This is a genomic window from Halomicronema hongdechloris C2206 (genome assembly GCF_002075285.3).
GTDB lineage: Bacteria > Cyanobacteriota > Cyanobacteriia > Phormidesmidales > Phormidesmidaceae > Halomicronema_B > Halomicronema_B hongdechloris.
Genome location: NZ_CP021983.2, coordinates 836,614 through 852,216, shown reverse-complemented (window position 1 = coordinate 852,216; position 15,603 = coordinate 836,614). Strand labels below are relative to the sequence as shown.

Annotated in this window: 14 protein-coding genes; 11 read left to right on the top strand and 3 right to left on the bottom strand. The window is 52.8% G+C overall.

Translation table 11 applies throughout. The features are described from left to right. Positions 1-8: 8 nt before the first annotated feature. On the bottom strand, positions 9-2,621 hold the full coding sequence (locus tag XM38_RS03975; protein ID WP_088429140.1) for a two-partner secretion domain-containing protein: 2,613 nt from the start codon (positions 2,619-2,621) through the stop codon (positions 9-11). A gap of 475 nt (positions 2,622-3,096) precedes the next feature. Beyond that, positions 3,097-4,038: a glycosyltransferase family 10 domain-containing protein gene (locus tag XM38_RS03970; RefSeq protein WP_187329266.1), complete on the bottom strand. Its 942-nt coding sequence runs from the start codon at positions 4,036-4,038 to the stop codon at positions 3,097-3,099. A gap of 67 nt (positions 4,039-4,105) precedes the next feature. Between XM38_RS03970 and XM38_RS03965 the strand changes: the two genes are divergently transcribed. The 11 genes from XM38_RS03965 (at position 4,106) to XM38_RS03915 (ending at position 15,087) form a co-directional block, all read left to right on the top strand. After that, positions 4,106-5,152 (top strand): IS5 family transposase, encoded by a 1,047-nt coding sequence (locus tag XM38_RS03965; protein WP_080806623.1) that lies wholly within the window; start codon positions 4,106-4,108, stop codon positions 5,150-5,152. A 665-nt stretch (positions 5,153-5,817) separates the two neighbouring features. Continuing rightward, positions 5,818-7,506 carry a bicarbonate transporter BicA gene (gene bicA, locus XM38_RS03960; RefSeq protein ID WP_080809545.1) on the top strand — a complete coding sequence of 563 codons (1,689 nt, stop codon included), beginning with the start codon at positions 5,818-5,820 and terminating at the stop codon, positions 7,504-7,506. A 338-nt stretch (positions 7,507-7,844) separates the two neighbouring features. After that, positions 7,845-9,251: a cation:proton antiporter gene (locus tag XM38_RS03955; RefSeq protein WP_088429136.1), complete on the top strand. Its 1,407-nt coding sequence runs from the start codon at positions 7,845-7,847 to the stop codon at positions 9,249-9,251. 81 nt (positions 9,252-9,332) lie between these two features. Then, positions 9,333-9,674, top strand: a complete 342-nt coding sequence (locus tag XM38_RS03950; RefSeq protein ID WP_080813279.1) for a cation:proton antiporter subunit C — start codon at positions 9,333-9,335, stop codon at positions 9,672-9,674. Continuing rightward, complete coding sequence (locus XM38_RS03945; RefSeq protein ID WP_080809556.1) at positions 9,671-11,104, top strand: cation:proton antiporter; 1,434 nt, start codon at positions 9,671-9,673, stop codon at positions 11,102-11,104. The genes XM38_RS03950 and XM38_RS03945 overlap by 4 nt, the downstream gene beginning before the upstream one ends. Beyond that, positions 11,101-11,481 (top strand): Na+/H+ antiporter subunit E, encoded by a 381-nt coding sequence (locus XM38_RS03940; RefSeq protein WP_080809559.1) that lies wholly within the window; start codon positions 11,101-11,103, stop codon positions 11,479-11,481. The genes XM38_RS03945 and XM38_RS03940 overlap by 4 nt, the downstream gene beginning before the upstream one ends. Positions 11,482-11,506: 25 nt before the next feature. After that, on the top strand, positions 11,507-11,758 hold the full coding sequence (locus XM38_RS03935; protein WP_080809562.1) for a hypothetical protein: 252 nt from the start codon (positions 11,507-11,509) through the stop codon (positions 11,756-11,758). Then, on the top strand, positions 11,755-12,033 hold the full coding sequence (locus XM38_RS03930) for a monovalent cation/H(+) antiporter subunit G (RefSeq protein ID WP_080809565.1): 279 nt from the start codon (positions 11,755-11,757) through the stop codon (positions 12,031-12,033). The genes XM38_RS03935 and XM38_RS03930 overlap by 4 nt, the downstream gene beginning before the upstream one ends. Then, positions 12,026-12,661, top strand: a complete 636-nt coding sequence (locus tag XM38_RS03925) for a DUF4040 domain-containing protein (RefSeq protein ID WP_080813281.1) — start codon at positions 12,026-12,028, stop codon at positions 12,659-12,661. Before XM38_RS03930 ends, XM38_RS03925 begins: the two co-directional genes overlap by 8 nt. Next, positions 12,658-13,320: a Na(+)/H(+) antiporter subunit B gene (locus XM38_RS03920; protein ID WP_080813283.1), complete on the top strand. Its 663-nt coding sequence runs from the start codon at positions 12,658-12,660 to the stop codon at positions 13,318-13,320. The genes XM38_RS03925 and XM38_RS03920 overlap by 4 nt, the downstream gene beginning before the upstream one ends. Positions 13,321-13,914: 594 nt before the next feature. Next, the gene (locus tag XM38_RS03915; RefSeq protein ID WP_080809504.1) at positions 13,915-15,087 is read left to right on the top strand and encodes a transposase; all 1,173 of its coding nucleotides are present in this window, start codon (positions 13,915-13,917) and stop codon (positions 15,085-15,087) included. A 219-nt stretch (positions 15,088-15,306) separates the two neighbouring features. Here XM38_RS03915 and XM38_RS03910 read toward each other — a convergent pair whose 3' ends face one another. Beyond that, positions 15,307-15,546 carry a hypothetical protein gene (locus XM38_RS03910; RefSeq protein WP_187329265.1) on the bottom strand — a complete coding sequence of 80 codons (240 nt, stop codon included), beginning with the start codon at positions 15,544-15,546 and terminating at the stop codon, positions 15,307-15,309. Positions 15,547-15,603 lie beyond the last annotated feature (57 nt).

The following is a 15,603-nucleotide window of genomic DNA, read 5'->3' as shown; positions in this document are numbered from 1 at the left end:
ATGACCCCTTACCAATCATCACACCCCAAGGAAGCAAAGGCCGGAGCCGTGGGCACTGCCCCAGTGGCCTGGGCCGTCAACACGATGTCGCCGTCCTCGCGGTAGTGCCAGCCCTGGGCTTCCACCACGGGGGTGACCGCAGGAGCCGCCGCCACCGCTGTCGTTGCCGAATCCTGGGAGCGCCCTTCCACCCTAGGACGCTCCGCCAACTCGGTGAGAATGTCGGCCTCGCTCACCTGTTCAGAGGGGCTCGGCGGCAACCCGCCCCGCCCGGTCACCACCAGTTCTCCAATCTCCTGGGCCGCCCGCAAATTGCCGGCGGCACAACCCTGGGCAATCAGACTAGAGGCATCGACTAAATCATTAGGCAACGTCACCGACTCCCGCACCGGATTCACATCCTGGGTGCCTGATTGAAAGGAAATGGTGCCATCACTAAACTGACCGCTGGCGGTGATGTCATTAGAGTCGGGGAAGTCATCTGAGCGAGGAGCGATGTTGCGCAACAACAGTGTTGCTGGGAAGACGATATTGCCACCGGTACCGGTGGCATTGGCGGTGATATTACTGTCTCGCGAGGGCGAGGCATAGACGGTATTGGTGATGTTCAGCTGAATGTCACCGCCATCCCCTAATCCGCTGGCATCGGTGCGAATATTGCTGTTCAGCGACAGGGATAAAAATTCTCCATTCAAGAAAATGGACCCCTCTAATCCAGAGACCGTCGCCACTTGGGCATTGGTCTCGGCACTAATTGCACTGTTCCTGGCCAAGCCAATTACCCGAGCCCTGGCTAAAATCGCCCCGGCTAAGTTAGCCGACTGATTTTCGACACTAATCTTAGAGCCATTAGAGAGCCCTAATCGTTCTGAGAACAGTAAAATAGCACCACTGATGGCATTATTTCCAGGTCCCACTTCACTGGTGATAGCCCCCTGATTTCTCAAAAGAATATCACCATCAGCCAGCATGAAAATGCCGCCACTATTGCCAGTGCCCGTGGCACTGGCTGTCACCGATGAACCATTTTCGATGGTCACCGAATCAGAGAATACCAAGACGGACGCCACCACATCCTCGAAATTACCTGAGATGATGGCATCCACCAGATTGCCCGCGAAGAAATTGGTACCCGTGCTGGTGCCCTCCAGGCTGGTAGATACTTCCGCTCCATTAGTTAGCCTTAAAGTATCCGATTGGATCAGAATATTACCGGCTTCACCGGTGCCACCTGGACCGATTGTGGAAATCACATCGGCGCTATCTATCAAAATATTAGGAACAAGCAATTGAACCTCACCGGCATTTCCCTGACCAGAACTACGACTGGTTATCAAGGCATTGTCTAGAAACTTCAAAGAACTAGCACGAACAATGATTCCACCAGCGTTACCCTCAGTACCTGGTGCTATCTGACTATAGAGACCTCCAGGTATGTCAAAAAGTGGATCCGTAATCGTACCGCCGGAAATCGAAACGTCTGTTTCAACATTGATGATAACTAGCCCAGCATTTCCCTCTGTCCCCCGCGAAGTGGCACTAATCAGTGAATTTATCCCATCAATTTCAAGGGATCCCGCATTAACGAGAATCGAGCCAAAGGGATCTGTAGCATCAAAAATGTTACTGATATTATTGCCAGAAGCGGCGAATTCTATTCGATTGACAACTGCACTTTCTTCCAGCAGCCGCATGCGTCCTGTTGCATCCAGCAGGATATTGCCTGCCTCCCCACCATTAACTGGATTGCTTGGAAATTTATCTCCATTACAATCAGAAGCGGCCCCTATGCCAGCACAAATAGCACTATTATTCAGCAAGTCGATGTTGTCACCCTTGATGCCGATACTGCCTCCTGCAAAGGTGACGAAGGCATTGTCAATGGAAACGTCTAAGGTACCATTACTTAAAGTGATATCGGAGCGGGTGGCACTATCTGCAACATCAATTTCCACGCCCAACGGAGAATTGGGAATAATCTCAACGGTGCCAGGGACCGCAAGCCCGGTAATCTCAATCAGCCCCCCCCTCGCCCTGACCAATCCATTCACCATCACGTCTCCACCGGCCAACAAAATGGATCGTCCGGGATTGCCGATCAATCCATCTACCCGAATTGGCGCCGGGGCAGTTTGGCTGTAGGAAAAGCCACTGGGGTCTCCCGTGATCGTCAGTAAACTATTATCAAATTGATCAGGCTGGCTAGCGCTGAATTGCCCTGCTGCATCGAAAAAAATGCTGTCGGCGGTAGAGGCGACAAAGGCACCAGCGATATTGACCGTTGCACCATCACCAAATGTAATCCCGTTGGGATTAATAAAGTAAAAATTGGCCCCGGCATTGATGGTGCCGGCAATAGAGGACTGCAGATTTCCGGTGACGCGAGAGATGATGTTTTGGGCTCCGCCATCGGCAAAATTTGCCGTTTCACCATTCAGCAGGGAAAAGCGGTCAAAGCTATAGAAGAGGCTCTGGCCATCGGCTGAAAAGCGACCATGGCCAGCCAGAATGTTATATATCGGACCATTGCCCAGGGGCTGATTAGAGAAGCGGCCGTCGAAGACGACACTTTGCGCTGTGGCAGCAGGTGAAACCAGGAAGGCAACGGGCAAGGCTGCCATCAGACTTAGCCACTCCTGCCGGCGGGGATAAACTCTTAGGGCCACGGGGCACCCCCGATTCTTAAGATATAGCTTCGTAACAGTCGAAAGGCTACAGGGAAACGGGCAGTGGTGATGGCAGACTAAACCGAACTCAGGGTCAGCAGATGATGCTAACTTCTCAGTTCATAGGTAAAGCGGTCTGTTTTTACCAAGAATTAAGGCTTAGCCTGTATACAGTCATTTTTGGCGCGCATTGACAGAAGTATTCTACGGTATCCGTTGCCATAAGCAAACCTAACTCTGCCATTTAGGCAGAATGCCTCAGCCACAGGCCGGTCCATGCGAAATCGTCATCTCATTATCCGTCAGGACAACCTCCCCCCCAGGGCCGAAGACCCAACCCTGGGCTTCTACTACAGGTGGCGTTGATAGGTAGGTAGCCGGCTGACCGTATCCTATACACAGCTTTATAGACGAGGAATTTCCTGAATAGTCATTGTCTTAAGGCCAAATCTGGCGCTCGATGACTCCCCCCATGCTGCAGGATGCTATTTATCCGCTGCAGAGTTTTCTGGAGAATGGCCTGACGAGGTTGAGTCCTCTGTCGGCCTTGTACCGCCCGATTATAGGCTTGCACGCAGCGGCACAGACGCACCTGAAACTCGTCGTCTGTCATGGTGTCCAGGTAGTCAAACAGGGCCGCGGGGGTCTCGAAGGTGCTGTAATCCAAGAAGCTGTGGGCAGGAAAGTCCTCATAGATCTGAGTGCCCTGACCGTCGTAAATAGGTAAGCATCCAGCTGCGATCGCATCCCAGATCTTTTCGGTGCAATAGTAGGACCAGCGGGTATTTTCAAAACAGAGATTAAACCGATACTGACGCAAAATCGCCATCTTATTCTGCTGTCGTCCTTTGCTAGTAGAGGGGCCTACCGTAACGACCTCAGGCCAGCCTTTGCCATAGATATCGAGACAGCCTCGGCGGTAGCCATGCAGGGCGATGTCAGTCCTTAGATTGCAGAGATCCAAGTCTCGTCCTCGATGAATGAGTCGCCACTGCCGCCCTTTCCGGTAGGTCATCAGGGCGGCGGTTGACATCTTCCTACCGGCTAGGGCCTGAGTCATATCAGGCGCTATGACCTGCTGGGGGGCAAAGAAATAATTGTTGTCGAAGATGCCGGTATACACGTTCATGACATGGACAGGCGGCAACAGCGGATAGGCTATCTGGGCTTGAAAATGTTGGCTGAATCGGGGCTCGATAGTCCACAACAGATAGTGCTTTTTGCGGCCAAATCTGACCATGAAGGTCAGCAGCTTCTTAACGGTGCCGCTGACGATCAAATCCGCATCATCCGGAGACGAGAATGCTATGCCGTTGGCCTGAAAGAATGCATAGCCATTGGCATTTGTAAATGGCGTATATCGAAGGGGCACCTCGAAAAATAGCCAGAGCGATCTCAGTATGAGATCATAAGGTCGGTTTTGTTGAAGCACGCAGGCCATGGGACAGCAGGGATTCTGGGATATCGAAGAGCGCCAGCAAAAACTGGAGCAAAAGAAGGCGGTACTGAATCGGTTGAATCAACTGGTGCCGTGGGAGACCTTTCGTCCGATTCTGATGCAGATTCGAGAGAAACCGCGCAAAAGCCAGGCCGGTCGTAACCCCACCGATGTCCTGTTACTCTTCAAGATGCTGGTGCTGCAAAAGCTATACAACATCAGCGATGACGAACTGGAATATCAGGTCAACGACCGACTGTCCTTCATGCAATTTCTCGGTTTGGGGCTTGAGGATAGAGTCCCGGATGCAACGACGGTGTGGCTCTTCCGAGAACAGTTGCAGCAGCACGGCTTGGTGGAGGCGTTGTTCGAGCAGTTTGGAGCCTATCTGCAAGGGGCAGGCTATGCCGCCAAGGATGGGCAAATTGTGGATGCGACCTTGATTCCAGTTCCCAAACAACGCAACACCCGTGAGGAGAACCAAACCCTCAAGCAGGGTGAGGTTCCCGTTGAGTGGCAAGAGACCCCTCATCAGCTCGCGCAAAAAGATGTTGACGCCCGATGGACGAAGAAAAATGGAACGTCCCACTACGGCTACAAAAACCACATCAATAGTGATGCCGGCTTTAAGCTCATTCGCCGTTACAGCGTCACCGATGCGTCGGTCCATGACTCGCAGGTCTTGGGCGAGTTGCTCGATGCGGATAATAGCGGCGATGGACTTTGGGCCGATAGTGCGTATCTCTCCGTGCTGATTGTCGAGGTGCTGAAATTGATAGGGTTTGAGCCGCATATAAATGAACGGGCCTATCGCAATCGCCCCTTAAGCGAGGCCCAGAAAACCGCGAATCGAGAGCGCTCCAAAACCCGTGCCAGAGTGGAGCACATCTTCGGAGATGTCGTCACCAGCATGGGTGGCAAGGTGGTGCGCAGCATCGGGTTAGCCCGTGCCCAGACCCAGCTAGGTCTGAAAAATCTGGTGTATAACCTGAAGCGGTTTGTGTGTCTCGAAACCCAACGTGCTGCATCGGCTGAACTGGCAAGATAATCGGACCTAAAGCCGGGAAATCGACTTAAACGTGGTCTTCCAACCCTATTTTTTTGTCAAAATGGGAAGCTTTTTTCGGTGGAATGTCTCGGACTCTCTTTGAGTCACCTTGACGGTCTCAAATGAGACGCCATTAGCTAAAGAAAACTGATTAATCGAGGTCCCCGAAGGGATGCACCTACCGGACATAGTTTGACCATGGACGTCCTAAATGACAGCAAACCTCATCCATGCTGCAACGCATTTTAAATGCCGACGTCTGCAGTTCGAGGTCGACGCTCGCTTCCTAGCTCTCTGATGACTGTCGCTATGCCATGGTGGGGCTCCCACTGCCCGATTGCGATCGCAAGACCAGCGAATCATCAGGGATAAGTATAAGCCAAACCTATTATTTCAATCAAAAAACATCACCTAGCTAATGGTTGACTCAGGGTAGGTTGTGATTAGACTCTGTTAAATAACAGAGCAATTTATGATTTACTTGAATCTATATTGCCTGGTCTCAACTCCCATGCTCCTACAGAGGTAGGTGTTGGTGCCTGCAGCTCTGATTGATCAACTAATGGATGTTCTCGGTGGGGTCTGCACTAGCAATCTCAAGGGGAGTTGACTACTTCATTAGTCACATATCAGCGACTTCATCCAGTTAGGCAGGGAATCTAGCCATGCAACTGACCAATAGAATTCATTTTCGCAACCTCCGGGGGGACATCTTCGGGGGGGTTACGGCAGCCATCATTGCCTTACCCATGGCCCTGGCCTTCGGGGTAGCCTCTGGGGCGGGAGCGGCGTCAGGGCTATGGGGAGCCGTTTTGGTCGGCTTCTTTGCCGCCCTATTTGGGGGCACGCCGACTCTAATTTCGGAACCGACCGGTCCCATGACGGTGGTGATGACAGCGGTAATTGCCAACCTCACCGCCAGTAATCCTGAAAATGGCATGGCCATGGCCTTCACCGTCGTGATGATGGCCGGGATCTTTCAGATCATTTTTGGCTCGCTGCGGCTGGGTAAATACGTCACCATGATGCCCTATACGGTAATTTCCGGCTTTATGTCGGGGATTGGCATCATTCTAATTATTTTGCAGCTGGCTCCATTTCTGGGACAGGCCAGCCCCTCCGGAGGAGTGGTAGGAACCCTGCAAGCCATCCCGGACTTGCTGGCAAACATTCAACCGGCGGAAACCCTATTGGCCGCCGTCACAGTCGCCATCATCTGGTTCATGCCGGCCAAATTTAAGCGGCTGGTGCCCCCCCAGTTAGTGGCGTTGATTGCCGGGACGGTGTTGTCGTTGCTGCTGTTTCCAGAGCTCGACATTCGTCGCATTGGTGAAATTCCGGCGGGTTTCCCGGCCATGCAGATTCCCACCTTCAGCGTCGATCAGCTGCAGTTGATGTTCGTGGATGCGGCAGTGCTAGGCATGCTGGGCTGTATCGATGCCCTGCTGACCTCCTTGGTCGCCGATAGCTTGACCCGCACCGAGCACAACTCCAACAAAGAGTTAATTGGGCAAGGGTTGGGCAACTTGATGTCCGGTCTGTTCGGCGGCATCGCCGGGGCTGGGGCCACCATGGGCACAGTAGTGAACATTCAAACCGGGGGTAGGACAGCCCTTTCTGGCCTAACCCGGGCGGGTGTCTTGCTGGTGGTGATTTTAGGAGCAGCCAACTTGGCGGCTACGATTCCTCTGGCAGTGCTGGCCGGGATTGCTCTGAAGGTGGGGATTGACATCATTGACTGGGGCTTCTTGAAGCGAGCTCATCAGGTCTCGATCAAGGGCGCCCTGATTATGTATGGCGTGATTCTGCTGACGGTGCTGGTAGACCTGATTGCCGCCGTGGGCATCGGTGTGTTTGTGGCCAATATCTTGACCATCGAGCGTATGAGTGCCCTGCAGGCAGAGTCTGTGCAGACGATTACCGATGCCGATGATGCCATTCGCCTGAATCCGGAGGAAAAGCGTTGGCTGGATGAGGCCAATGGTCGGGTGCTGCTATTTCAATTGAGTGGTCCCATGATCTTCGGGGTAGCTAAGGCCATTTCTCGAGAGCACAATGCCATTGGTGACTGTGATGCCATCGTGTTTGACCTGAGCGATGTGCCACACCTGGGGGTCACGGCTTCTCTGGCCTTGGAAAATGCCATTCAAGAGGCTGCTGATAAAGGACGACAGGTCTTTATTGTGGGGGCGGCGGGACAGACTCGGCGACGGTTAAAAAGCCTGGATGTGTTCAATTTGGTGCCGCCTCACCATCAGTATATGGATCGCGGCGAAGCGCTGAGGCAAGCGGTTACAACGGTGTTCCCTAGCTCCCGGCCAGCTCCAGACCTGGGTACCTCGACCACAGTTTAAGCATCGATGTGGGCGGATATGATGATCTGGTTTATCTGGCTAATTATTGCCTTAGTCTTGACCACCTTTGGTAGGTATCTGCACACCGTTGATGAGATATACGGTTTGGCTCTGTTTAGTACAGCTTTCCTGAGTGCGCTCTGGGGGTTAGTGATGGCTCCCACCGCCGTTCCTCTCTCCCTAGCTCTCTTAGTCATGGGGTGGTTGCAGTTCAGGTCCTCATTCATTCAAGGGAGGTGAAGCTGCTGCTCGGCTCAGGAGTGGTGCGGTTAAGAAGGACTTTTCATCACTATTTCATCTTTGAACCTCAATCTGTTGATGCTTAGAGACAGTCGATCATGCTATCTAATGTGTTTTCTCATCTTCCTCCAGGAACCTGGATCGATATTTGGCCTTCGCAGTCGGCTCTGTTAGCCACGACGCCCGAGGCAGAGTATGGCCCCTTTATCCTGACTGGGGTACTACTGACGCTGATTGTCATCTACACCATGAGTAAGCTCGGGGGCGAGCTCTCGAAACGCCTAGAGTTGCCGCCGGTATTAGGGGAATTGGTTGGTGGTGTTGTCGTCGGTATCTCGGCCCTTCACCTACTGGTGTTTCCTGAAACGGGAGCGACGGCAGCTGACTCCGTGCTGATGAGTGGGTTGCAATGGTTGGGGCATCTGGATGCGACAGCTGCAACCCATATCTTTCAGAGCCAGAGTGAGGTGATCTCGGTGCTGGCTGAGTTAGGGGTAATGGTGTTGCTGTTTGAAATTGGCCTGGAGTCTGATTTACGAGAACTCGGTAAGGTGGGGTATCAGGCGGCGGTGGTGGCGATTGTTGGGGTTGTTGTTCCGTTAGCATTAGGGACTATCGGCCTGATTGCGCTGTTTCATGTGCCGACGATTCCGGCAGTATTTGCCGGAGCTGCCCTGACGGCTACTAGCATTGGCATCACCTCGAAGGTGCTCTCAGAGTTAGGGCATTTGAAGTCGACGGAAGGCCAAATCATTGTCGGGGCCGCTGTCATTGATGATGTGTTGGGCATCATTGTCCTGGCTGTGGTGGCTAGTCTGGCGAAAACGGGTGAGGTGGATCTGCTCAATGTGGTCTATCTGATCGTCAGTGCCAGCGCCTTTTTACTAGGGGCAATTCTGCTGGGTAAGGTGATTAACCAAAGCTTTGTTGCGATCGCAACCCAGTTACAAACCCGAGGAGCCCTGCTAATTCCGGCCATCAGTTTTGCCCTCGTCATGGCCGTGTTAGCCAACACCATCCATCTGGAAGCCATTCTCGGTGCCTTCGCCGCTGGATTGGTCCTCGATGAAACCGATCAGCGTAAAGAACTCGATCAGCAAGTCATGCCGGTCGCCGACATCCTAGTGCCAATCTTCTTCGTCACCGTCGGTGCCAAGGCCGATCTGAGCGTGCTGAACCCAGCCGTGGCCGAGAATCGAGCCGGGTTGATCATCGCCACCTTCCTCATCGCCGTTGCTATCCTGGGCAAAGTGGTCACCGGCTGGGCTGTCTTTGGCCAGCCGGGCATTAATCGCCTAGCCATCGGGGTGGGCATGGTGCCCCGGGGTGAAGTGGGCTTAGTCTTTGCCGGCATTGGCTCCGCCAGTGGTGTTCTAGATAGACCTTTAGAAGCCGGCATTATCGTCATGGTAATTCTGACCACATTCCTGGCGCCGCCCCTATTGCAACGGGCCCTGAAAACCCAGTCAGGCTCTGCCCCGGCCACCATGCCTGCCGCTGACTAAAATTATCTAGAAAGGCCAATAGTGGGGGCATGGTAAAGCCATGTTATTGGCTGCCTAGCCGTCAAGCTACGAGTAATCACGATGTCTAGTTTAGAAGCGTGTATCTTTGCCACAGTCTTCTGTGGCTTTTTTGGCATTATTCTGAAAAAGAATCTAATGATGAAAATCATCTCCATGGACGTCATGAGTACTGGCGTAATTGCCTATTACGTACTCGTCGCAGCCCATGGAGGTTCCTTCACACCAATCATGTCAGAGGCTCCATCCCGGACCTATGCCGATCCGGTCCCTCAAGCCGTCATTTTGACTGCGATCGTCATTGGGTTTTCAATTCAGGCGCTGATGCTAGTGGGGGTGATGAAATTATCCCGGGATAACCCCACCCTAGAGAGCCATGAGATCGAGAAAAATAACACACCATGAGCACCTTCACCGTCGCCTGGATTTGCCTACCATTATTCTTGGGATTCGGCGGATATCTCCTACCTAAGCTCATTCGCCATCTTGCCCTCGCAGTTACCCTAGTATCCCTAGGGTATGGCTTACGGCACTTATTGGCTCCAGCCTCACTCACTCTGGAGTTACTCGATCAGGCTGGGGTAACGCTAACTGTCGATTCCCTGAGTGGCTTTTTTATCGTCACCAATGCCCTGGTCACGATAGCCGTCGTTCTCTACTGCTGGTCCAGTGACAAATCAGCTTTCTTTTATACCCAGATAATCATCCTGCACGGCAGCGTCAATGCGGCCTTTATCTGTGCTGATTTTATTAGTTTATACGTGGCCCTGGAGGTCATTAGTATTGCCGCATTCCTCTTAATTGCCTATCCCCGTAGCGACCGCTCAATTTGGGTGGGTCTACGCTATCTCTTTGTCAGCAATACAGCCATGCTATTTTACCTGATTGGGGCGGTGCTGGTCTATCAGGGCAACCAATCCTTTGGCTTCGCTGGATTGCAATCCGCGCCCACCGAAGCCACTGCCCTCATCATGCTGGGGCTGCTGACTAAAGGCGGGATTTTTATCTCAGGGCTGTGGTTGCCGTTGACCCACTCCGAATCAGCAACGCCAGTGTCAGCATTACTATCGGGCGTCGTGATTAAGGCCGGTGTCTTCCCCCTAGTCCGGTGTGCTCTGATGGTTGACAGCATCGCCCCCATCGTGCGTCTATTTGGTGTAGCCACGGCACTATTAGGAATCGGCTATGCCATCTTTGAGAGCGATACCAAGCGCATGCTGGCCCTTAGTACCATCTCTCAAATGGGGTTTGTTTTAGCGGCACCAGCGGCGGCAGGATTTTATGCCCTGACCCATGGCCTAGTTAAGGCGGCCTTGTTTCTGACTGTCGGCAATTTACCCAATCGCAACCTGAAGCAACTACAGCAACAGAGGATCCCGACCTCAATCTGGATAGCGCTTGTCATCGCTAGTCTCTCGATCTCAGGGTTTCCCCTATTATCCGGCTTCGGCGCCAAGGTGCTGACCATGAAGAGTTTAGTATCTTGGCAGGTCATTGCCATGAATTTGGCCGCCTTAGGCACGGCGATTTTATTTGCAAAATTTATCTTTCTACCCCATGGTGACGAGACTAAAGCCCCAGTGAAATCTGGTTTCTGGATGGCAATAATTGTGTTGCTAGGGGGCTTGATAATTGCTAATTCTGTGCATTCCGAAGTCTACACCCTGACCAATCTTGTCAAGCCTCTGCTCACGATTCTTATCGGTTGGTTGGCCTATGGTGCTGTCTTGCAAAGAACGACGCTGAAGTTGCCGCGTGTGCTAGAAGAGTTTGAGCATTTGATCGGAGCCATGAGCTTAGTGATAATAGCCCTATTCTGGATGGTGCTGGCATGATTAGATGTCTAGATCTGATATTACGGTTGACCATTTGGCTGCTGTTAACATCCGATATCAGCTTAGCCAATATTGGCATTGGCACTGGTGTCGCCTTATTATTGCCTAGGCACCCCGTGCCAACCCCTGTGCTTAGGGATTGGCTCCACATTATTGGCCGCATCTTAGTGGCCATTCCTAAGGCCTATATAGAAGCCATTGAGATGGTGATTTTCCCTCATACTCGCGAAGAGTTTACTCAAGAGCGAGTACGGCCAAATCGCAGTCCTGGTCTCGTTTTTCTGGATATTTTATTGATTACCTTTACTCCGAAAACCATCGCCGTGAATTATCACCAGGAAGGGTGGTATGAGGTGCATCGACTACGCCGACGGTAATCCCAAAATGGAGATAATAGACTTGATGAACTGGCTCCTCTCGGTAATGGTGATTGCCTTAATGATTCCGATTTATGAGGCCTGGCAAGATAATAACGCCTGGCAAAAAATATTGGCCTTCGCCAGTATTGCCACCAAAACGTCCATCATGATTTTGGTGGTCTCTGTGCTGCGCGACGATTGGATGATTGGGGTGGTCGGTGTCTTGATTTTAAGCGTTGGTAACGCGGCCTTAATGCTACTGGCTCATATTATTAGGCGGATGAATGAAGTATGATAAATGCCTGCAGCTATGCGTTGATTGGAATTGGCATCGCCTTTTGGTTTTGGGGAACTGTGCCACTATTAGGCAATCGTTCCGTATTATTTAAACTCCATACGCTCTCGGTGTCAGATACGTTAGGGTCTATGGCAATTATGGTGGGGCTACTGCTTAAAATTCCGCGGGAATGGCCGCTGTTATTGTTAGCGCTGATTTCCCTGGCCATCTGGAATACGGTCCTGGGGTATGTGTTGGCCTATTGCTCTAGCGCTGGAGGTGATCATGGCTGAAGACATGTACATGGTGGCCATTGTCCTACTGCTGCCCCTAACCGCTGGCATGTTAGTCACCCAGACCAATCCTTACCACGGGTTAGTCATCCGCGGCATTTTAGGGGCGGTGGCGGCCCTAGTGTATGCCCTCTTCGGTGCCGCCGATGTGGCCTTAACCGAAGCCCTCGTCGGCACTATGCTCTCCATTACGCTCTATGCCGTGGCGGTGCGCTCGTCTTTGAGCATGCGGTTGGGAGTGCTAGCCCCTGATGCCTCTTCCCACTCAGGGCCAACGGTGGAGAGTGAGGCTTGGGAGCCATTGCTGGCTACCCTGCGCACCTGTCTAGGTAGACACCATATGCGACTGGAACTCGTCCCTTATCCCAATCTCCAAGCCTTGCAATCGGCTCTGAAGACAAAAGAGGTCCACACCATTTGCCGGGTGCCAGTTCTAGAGAGCCCCTGGGACAGCACTGCTGCCCCCTATGATCTAGAAACCCGAGTCCATCGGCTGTACGAACTGCTGCAGGCAGAGCTATCCCCCAGCTTGGCTCGTCTGAGCCATGTCGCTCCTGCCAGTGTTGGCCACAGCCATAGCCGCACCACTGGTGTCGGAGAGGTCAACTCCCCAGAGGTACAGCCATGATATGGGTTTACATGGCTGCAGGAATCGCGCTGTACATCAAAATGTTGGCCTTCCCCAGTCCGGCTATGGATGCTACGGAACTCTCCATCGTCGAGTCGATCGTGCAAGAGAGTGGGGTGCCCAATACCGTTTCAGGCATCATCTTCAGGAATCGACTCTACGACACCATCTTTGAGGTGGTGGTGTTCACGCTGGCGATCATGGGCGTTCGGTTTTTGCTAGCCGATGAGACCCCGTCCTGTGCCATTTATCAATTCACCGACACGCCCTCCATCGTACTGGCCCGATTGGGCGCTACCATCGCCGCCCTCATCGGTATTGAACTGGCCATTCGTGGGCATCTCAGCCCTGGGGGTGGTTTTGCTGCCGGAGTCGCGGGCGGAACGGCCATTGGCTTGATTGCCATTACCTCGTCGACCAAGTGGATGGAAGCGATTTACCAGCGGTGGCGAGCCGCTACCTGGGAAAAGGTGTCGGTGCTGATTTTCATTGTGGTGGCAGCCTTGACGCTGGTGGGGATAGAGCTGCCCCAAGGGGATCTGGGTGCCCTGGTTAGCGGTGGCTGGATTCCCGTGCTCAATATCCTAGTGGCCATTAAGGTGGCGTTGGGGGCATGGGCGGCCGTTCTCATGTTCATCCGATATCGAGGATTGTTGTGAGGTGGCCACTGGGCAGCTCTGTACCGGTGACGACAGTAAGGGACTTGTAGGGTGGGTAAGGCCGTCATCGGTAGCCTTAGCTAGGTAGGTCAATCTTTGGCTTGCCCACCTGGTATGCGAAGGGGCGAATTCGGAATAGATGACGATGTAGGGGCGCACGGTCGTGCGCCCCTACCATGCACATTTCCAGTCGTTACGCATTAACCCAACCCTCGGAAGAGGGAAGACGGAAGAGGGAGGAATCTTGTCCTGTTCGCGTAGCGGCCCCGCAGGGGCAACGCAGTCGAAGGGTTGGTTGAGAAGTGAGCTCGTAGGGTGGGCATTATCTTGTCCGAAATCTTTGCTAACCCACACTCAAACTACAATGCCCACCGCTGAAAAAATTGGTGGGCAAACAAAGCTTACAGGCACCAGCGAGGGTTATCTATCCTGATTTTGCCCACCCTACCTACTCTCTCAAACTTCGAAGGACGGAAGAGGGAAGAGCCTGAGTGCCTGACAGAAGTAGCTGAAAGGTAGTCATATCAGGACAAAGAGGAAATAGGCAGAGCTCGTGTGCGAGGCTGTAGTTACCACACTGACGGCCAAAGCGACATGCCAAGCTCTACCCAGCTCTATGATCAACTGCTGCACTATCTGCGTCAATACAGCCACTACCGGGACTTGCGCCATATCAAAGCCCTATCTTGGATGGTCACCGCCCTGATTTGTAGTGGTGAGCTGAGCCCACCTGCTTGGGAGTCCTACGTGATAAGCCGTGCCAACAAAGCGCAAAGCTTCGAGCGGCGGTGGCATCGATTTTTCGGCAACCGGCTCGTTGAGATAAATCAGCTCTACCTACCGCTGGTGCTGCTGACGCTGAGGCAGTGGGAGGGCAAGCGGCTGTATCTGGCACTCGATACAACGGTGCTGTGGAACCAATACTGCATGATTCACCTGTCAGTGGTGTGCTGCGGACGAGCAGTCCCGCTACTGTGGCGAGTGCTTGAGCATGGCAGTGCAACGGTGGCTTTTGAAGAATACCGCCCTTTGCTGCGCCGTGCCCGGTGGCTTTTGAGGCAGTACCCGAACCTAATGCTGCTGGCCGACCGAGGCTTTGCCAACCACGACTTGATGAGTTGGTTGCAAGCGAGCAGTTGGCACTACTGCTTGCGAGTGCCCTGCGATGTCCTGCTGCACGGGCCAAGGCGTTATCCGACTGAAGTGAGATATCTGTGGCCGCCAAAAGGCGAGGCGATTTTCTATCGAAATGTCAGGCTGTGGCAGGATGGCTCCCACCAGTGCAACATCGTGCTGGCGACGCTTAAAGGCGTCAAAGAGCCTTGGGCCGTCATCACCGATGAACCGCCTACCTTGCAGACGCTCTGGCGCTACGCGTTGCGTTTCAGAGTAGAGGAGCTGTTTTTGGATAGCAAATCAGGAGCTTTCGAGATTGAAGACTCCCGAATCCGCTCAGCGGTAGCCCTTGAGCGACTTTATCTAGTGGCCGCTATTGCACTGCTTTATGGAACAACCACTGGCATGGCGGTTCAGATTGAAGGCCTTAGGCAGCAGGTAGACCCTCATTGGCGGCGCGGACTCAGCTACCTCAAGATTGGATTGCGCTGGCTTAAGGGAGTCGTTCACAAAGGACGACAGCTTCTAGAGCCGATAGCGCTGTTAGTCCGTGACCCAGAGCCTTGTTTTGCCTCCAAAAAAGCGGAGCACGACTATTACGACCAAATCTGGTTCTCTCGCATCCGCTCTCTATCCTGCCGACTAGAGTAAAAGATGTGTCAGGCAGTCAGGGGAAGAGCTCGTAGGGTGGGCATTATCTTGTCCGAAATCTTTGCTAACCCACACTCAAACTACAATGCCCACCGCTGAAAAAATTGGTGGGCAAACAAAGCTTACAGGCACCAGCGAGGGTTATCTATCCTGATTTTGCCCACCCTACCTACTTTGAGCCGTCATCTATGCCGAATTAATTCCTTCAGCTAGTTAACACTAAAACGGCAGAAATTGAACTCTATTTTCAAATTCCTGCGGTTCTCCTAACGTTGCGATTAACTCTAAATCTCGGATACATTCTCCGATCTGAACCATAAGTTGATGACCATAGACAACTCCAGAGAAACGGATGCCATCTTCTTGACACCGTTTTGCTTCGACTAAAAAATCTCGGTCCTGAGAGAAGACAATACGCTCTAGCTCAGTTGCTCGCTGTATAACGAGATCATCCGCCATGCCAGAACGTCCGTCTTCCCAGGGCCATTTCATTCTCAAGGGGACCTAAAGATGCTA

Coding starts and splice junctions, on each gene's coding strand:
- XM38_RS03975 (WP_088429140.1), bottom strand. CDS start 2,621: ATGGCAGCCTTGCCCGTTGCCTTCCTGGTTTCACCTGCTGCCACAGCG.
- XM38_RS03965 (WP_080806623.1), top strand. CDS start 4,106: ATGGGACAGCAGGGATTCTGGGATATCGAAGAGCGCCAGCAAAAACTG.
- bicA (WP_080809545.1), top strand. CDS start 5,818: ATGCAACTGACCAATAGAATTCATTTTCGCAACCTCCGGGGGGACATC.
- XM38_RS03955 (WP_088429136.1), top strand. CDS start 7,845: ATGCTATCTAATGTGTTTTCTCATCTTCCTCCAGGAACCTGGATCGAT.
- XM38_RS03950 (WP_080813279.1), top strand. CDS start 9,333: ATGTCTAGTTTAGAAGCGTGTATCTTTGCCACAGTCTTCTGTGGCTTT.
- XM38_RS03945 (WP_080809556.1), top strand. CDS start 9,671: ATGAGCACCTTCACCGTCGCCTGGATTTGCCTACCATTATTCTTGGGA.
- XM38_RS03940 (WP_080809559.1), top strand. CDS start 11,101: ATGATTAGATGTCTAGATCTGATATTACGGTTGACCATTTGGCTGCTG.
- XM38_RS03935 (WP_080809562.1), top strand. CDS start 11,507: ATGAACTGGCTCCTCTCGGTAATGGTGATTGCCTTAATGATTCCGATT.
- XM38_RS03930 (WP_080809565.1), top strand. CDS start 11,755: ATGATAAATGCCTGCAGCTATGCGTTGATTGGAATTGGCATCGCCTTT.
- XM38_RS03925 (WP_080813281.1), top strand. CDS start 12,026: ATGGCTGAAGACATGTACATGGTGGCCATTGTCCTACTGCTGCCCCTA.
- XM38_RS03920 (WP_080813283.1), top strand. CDS start 12,658: ATGATATGGGTTTACATGGCTGCAGGAATCGCGCTGTACATCAAAATG.
- XM38_RS03915 (WP_080809504.1), top strand. CDS start 13,915: ATGCCAAGCTCTACCCAGCTCTATGATCAACTGCTGCACTATCTGCGT.
- XM38_RS03910 (WP_187329265.1), bottom strand. CDS start 15,546: ATGGCGGATGATCTCGTTATACAGCGAGCAACTGAGCTAGAGCGTATT.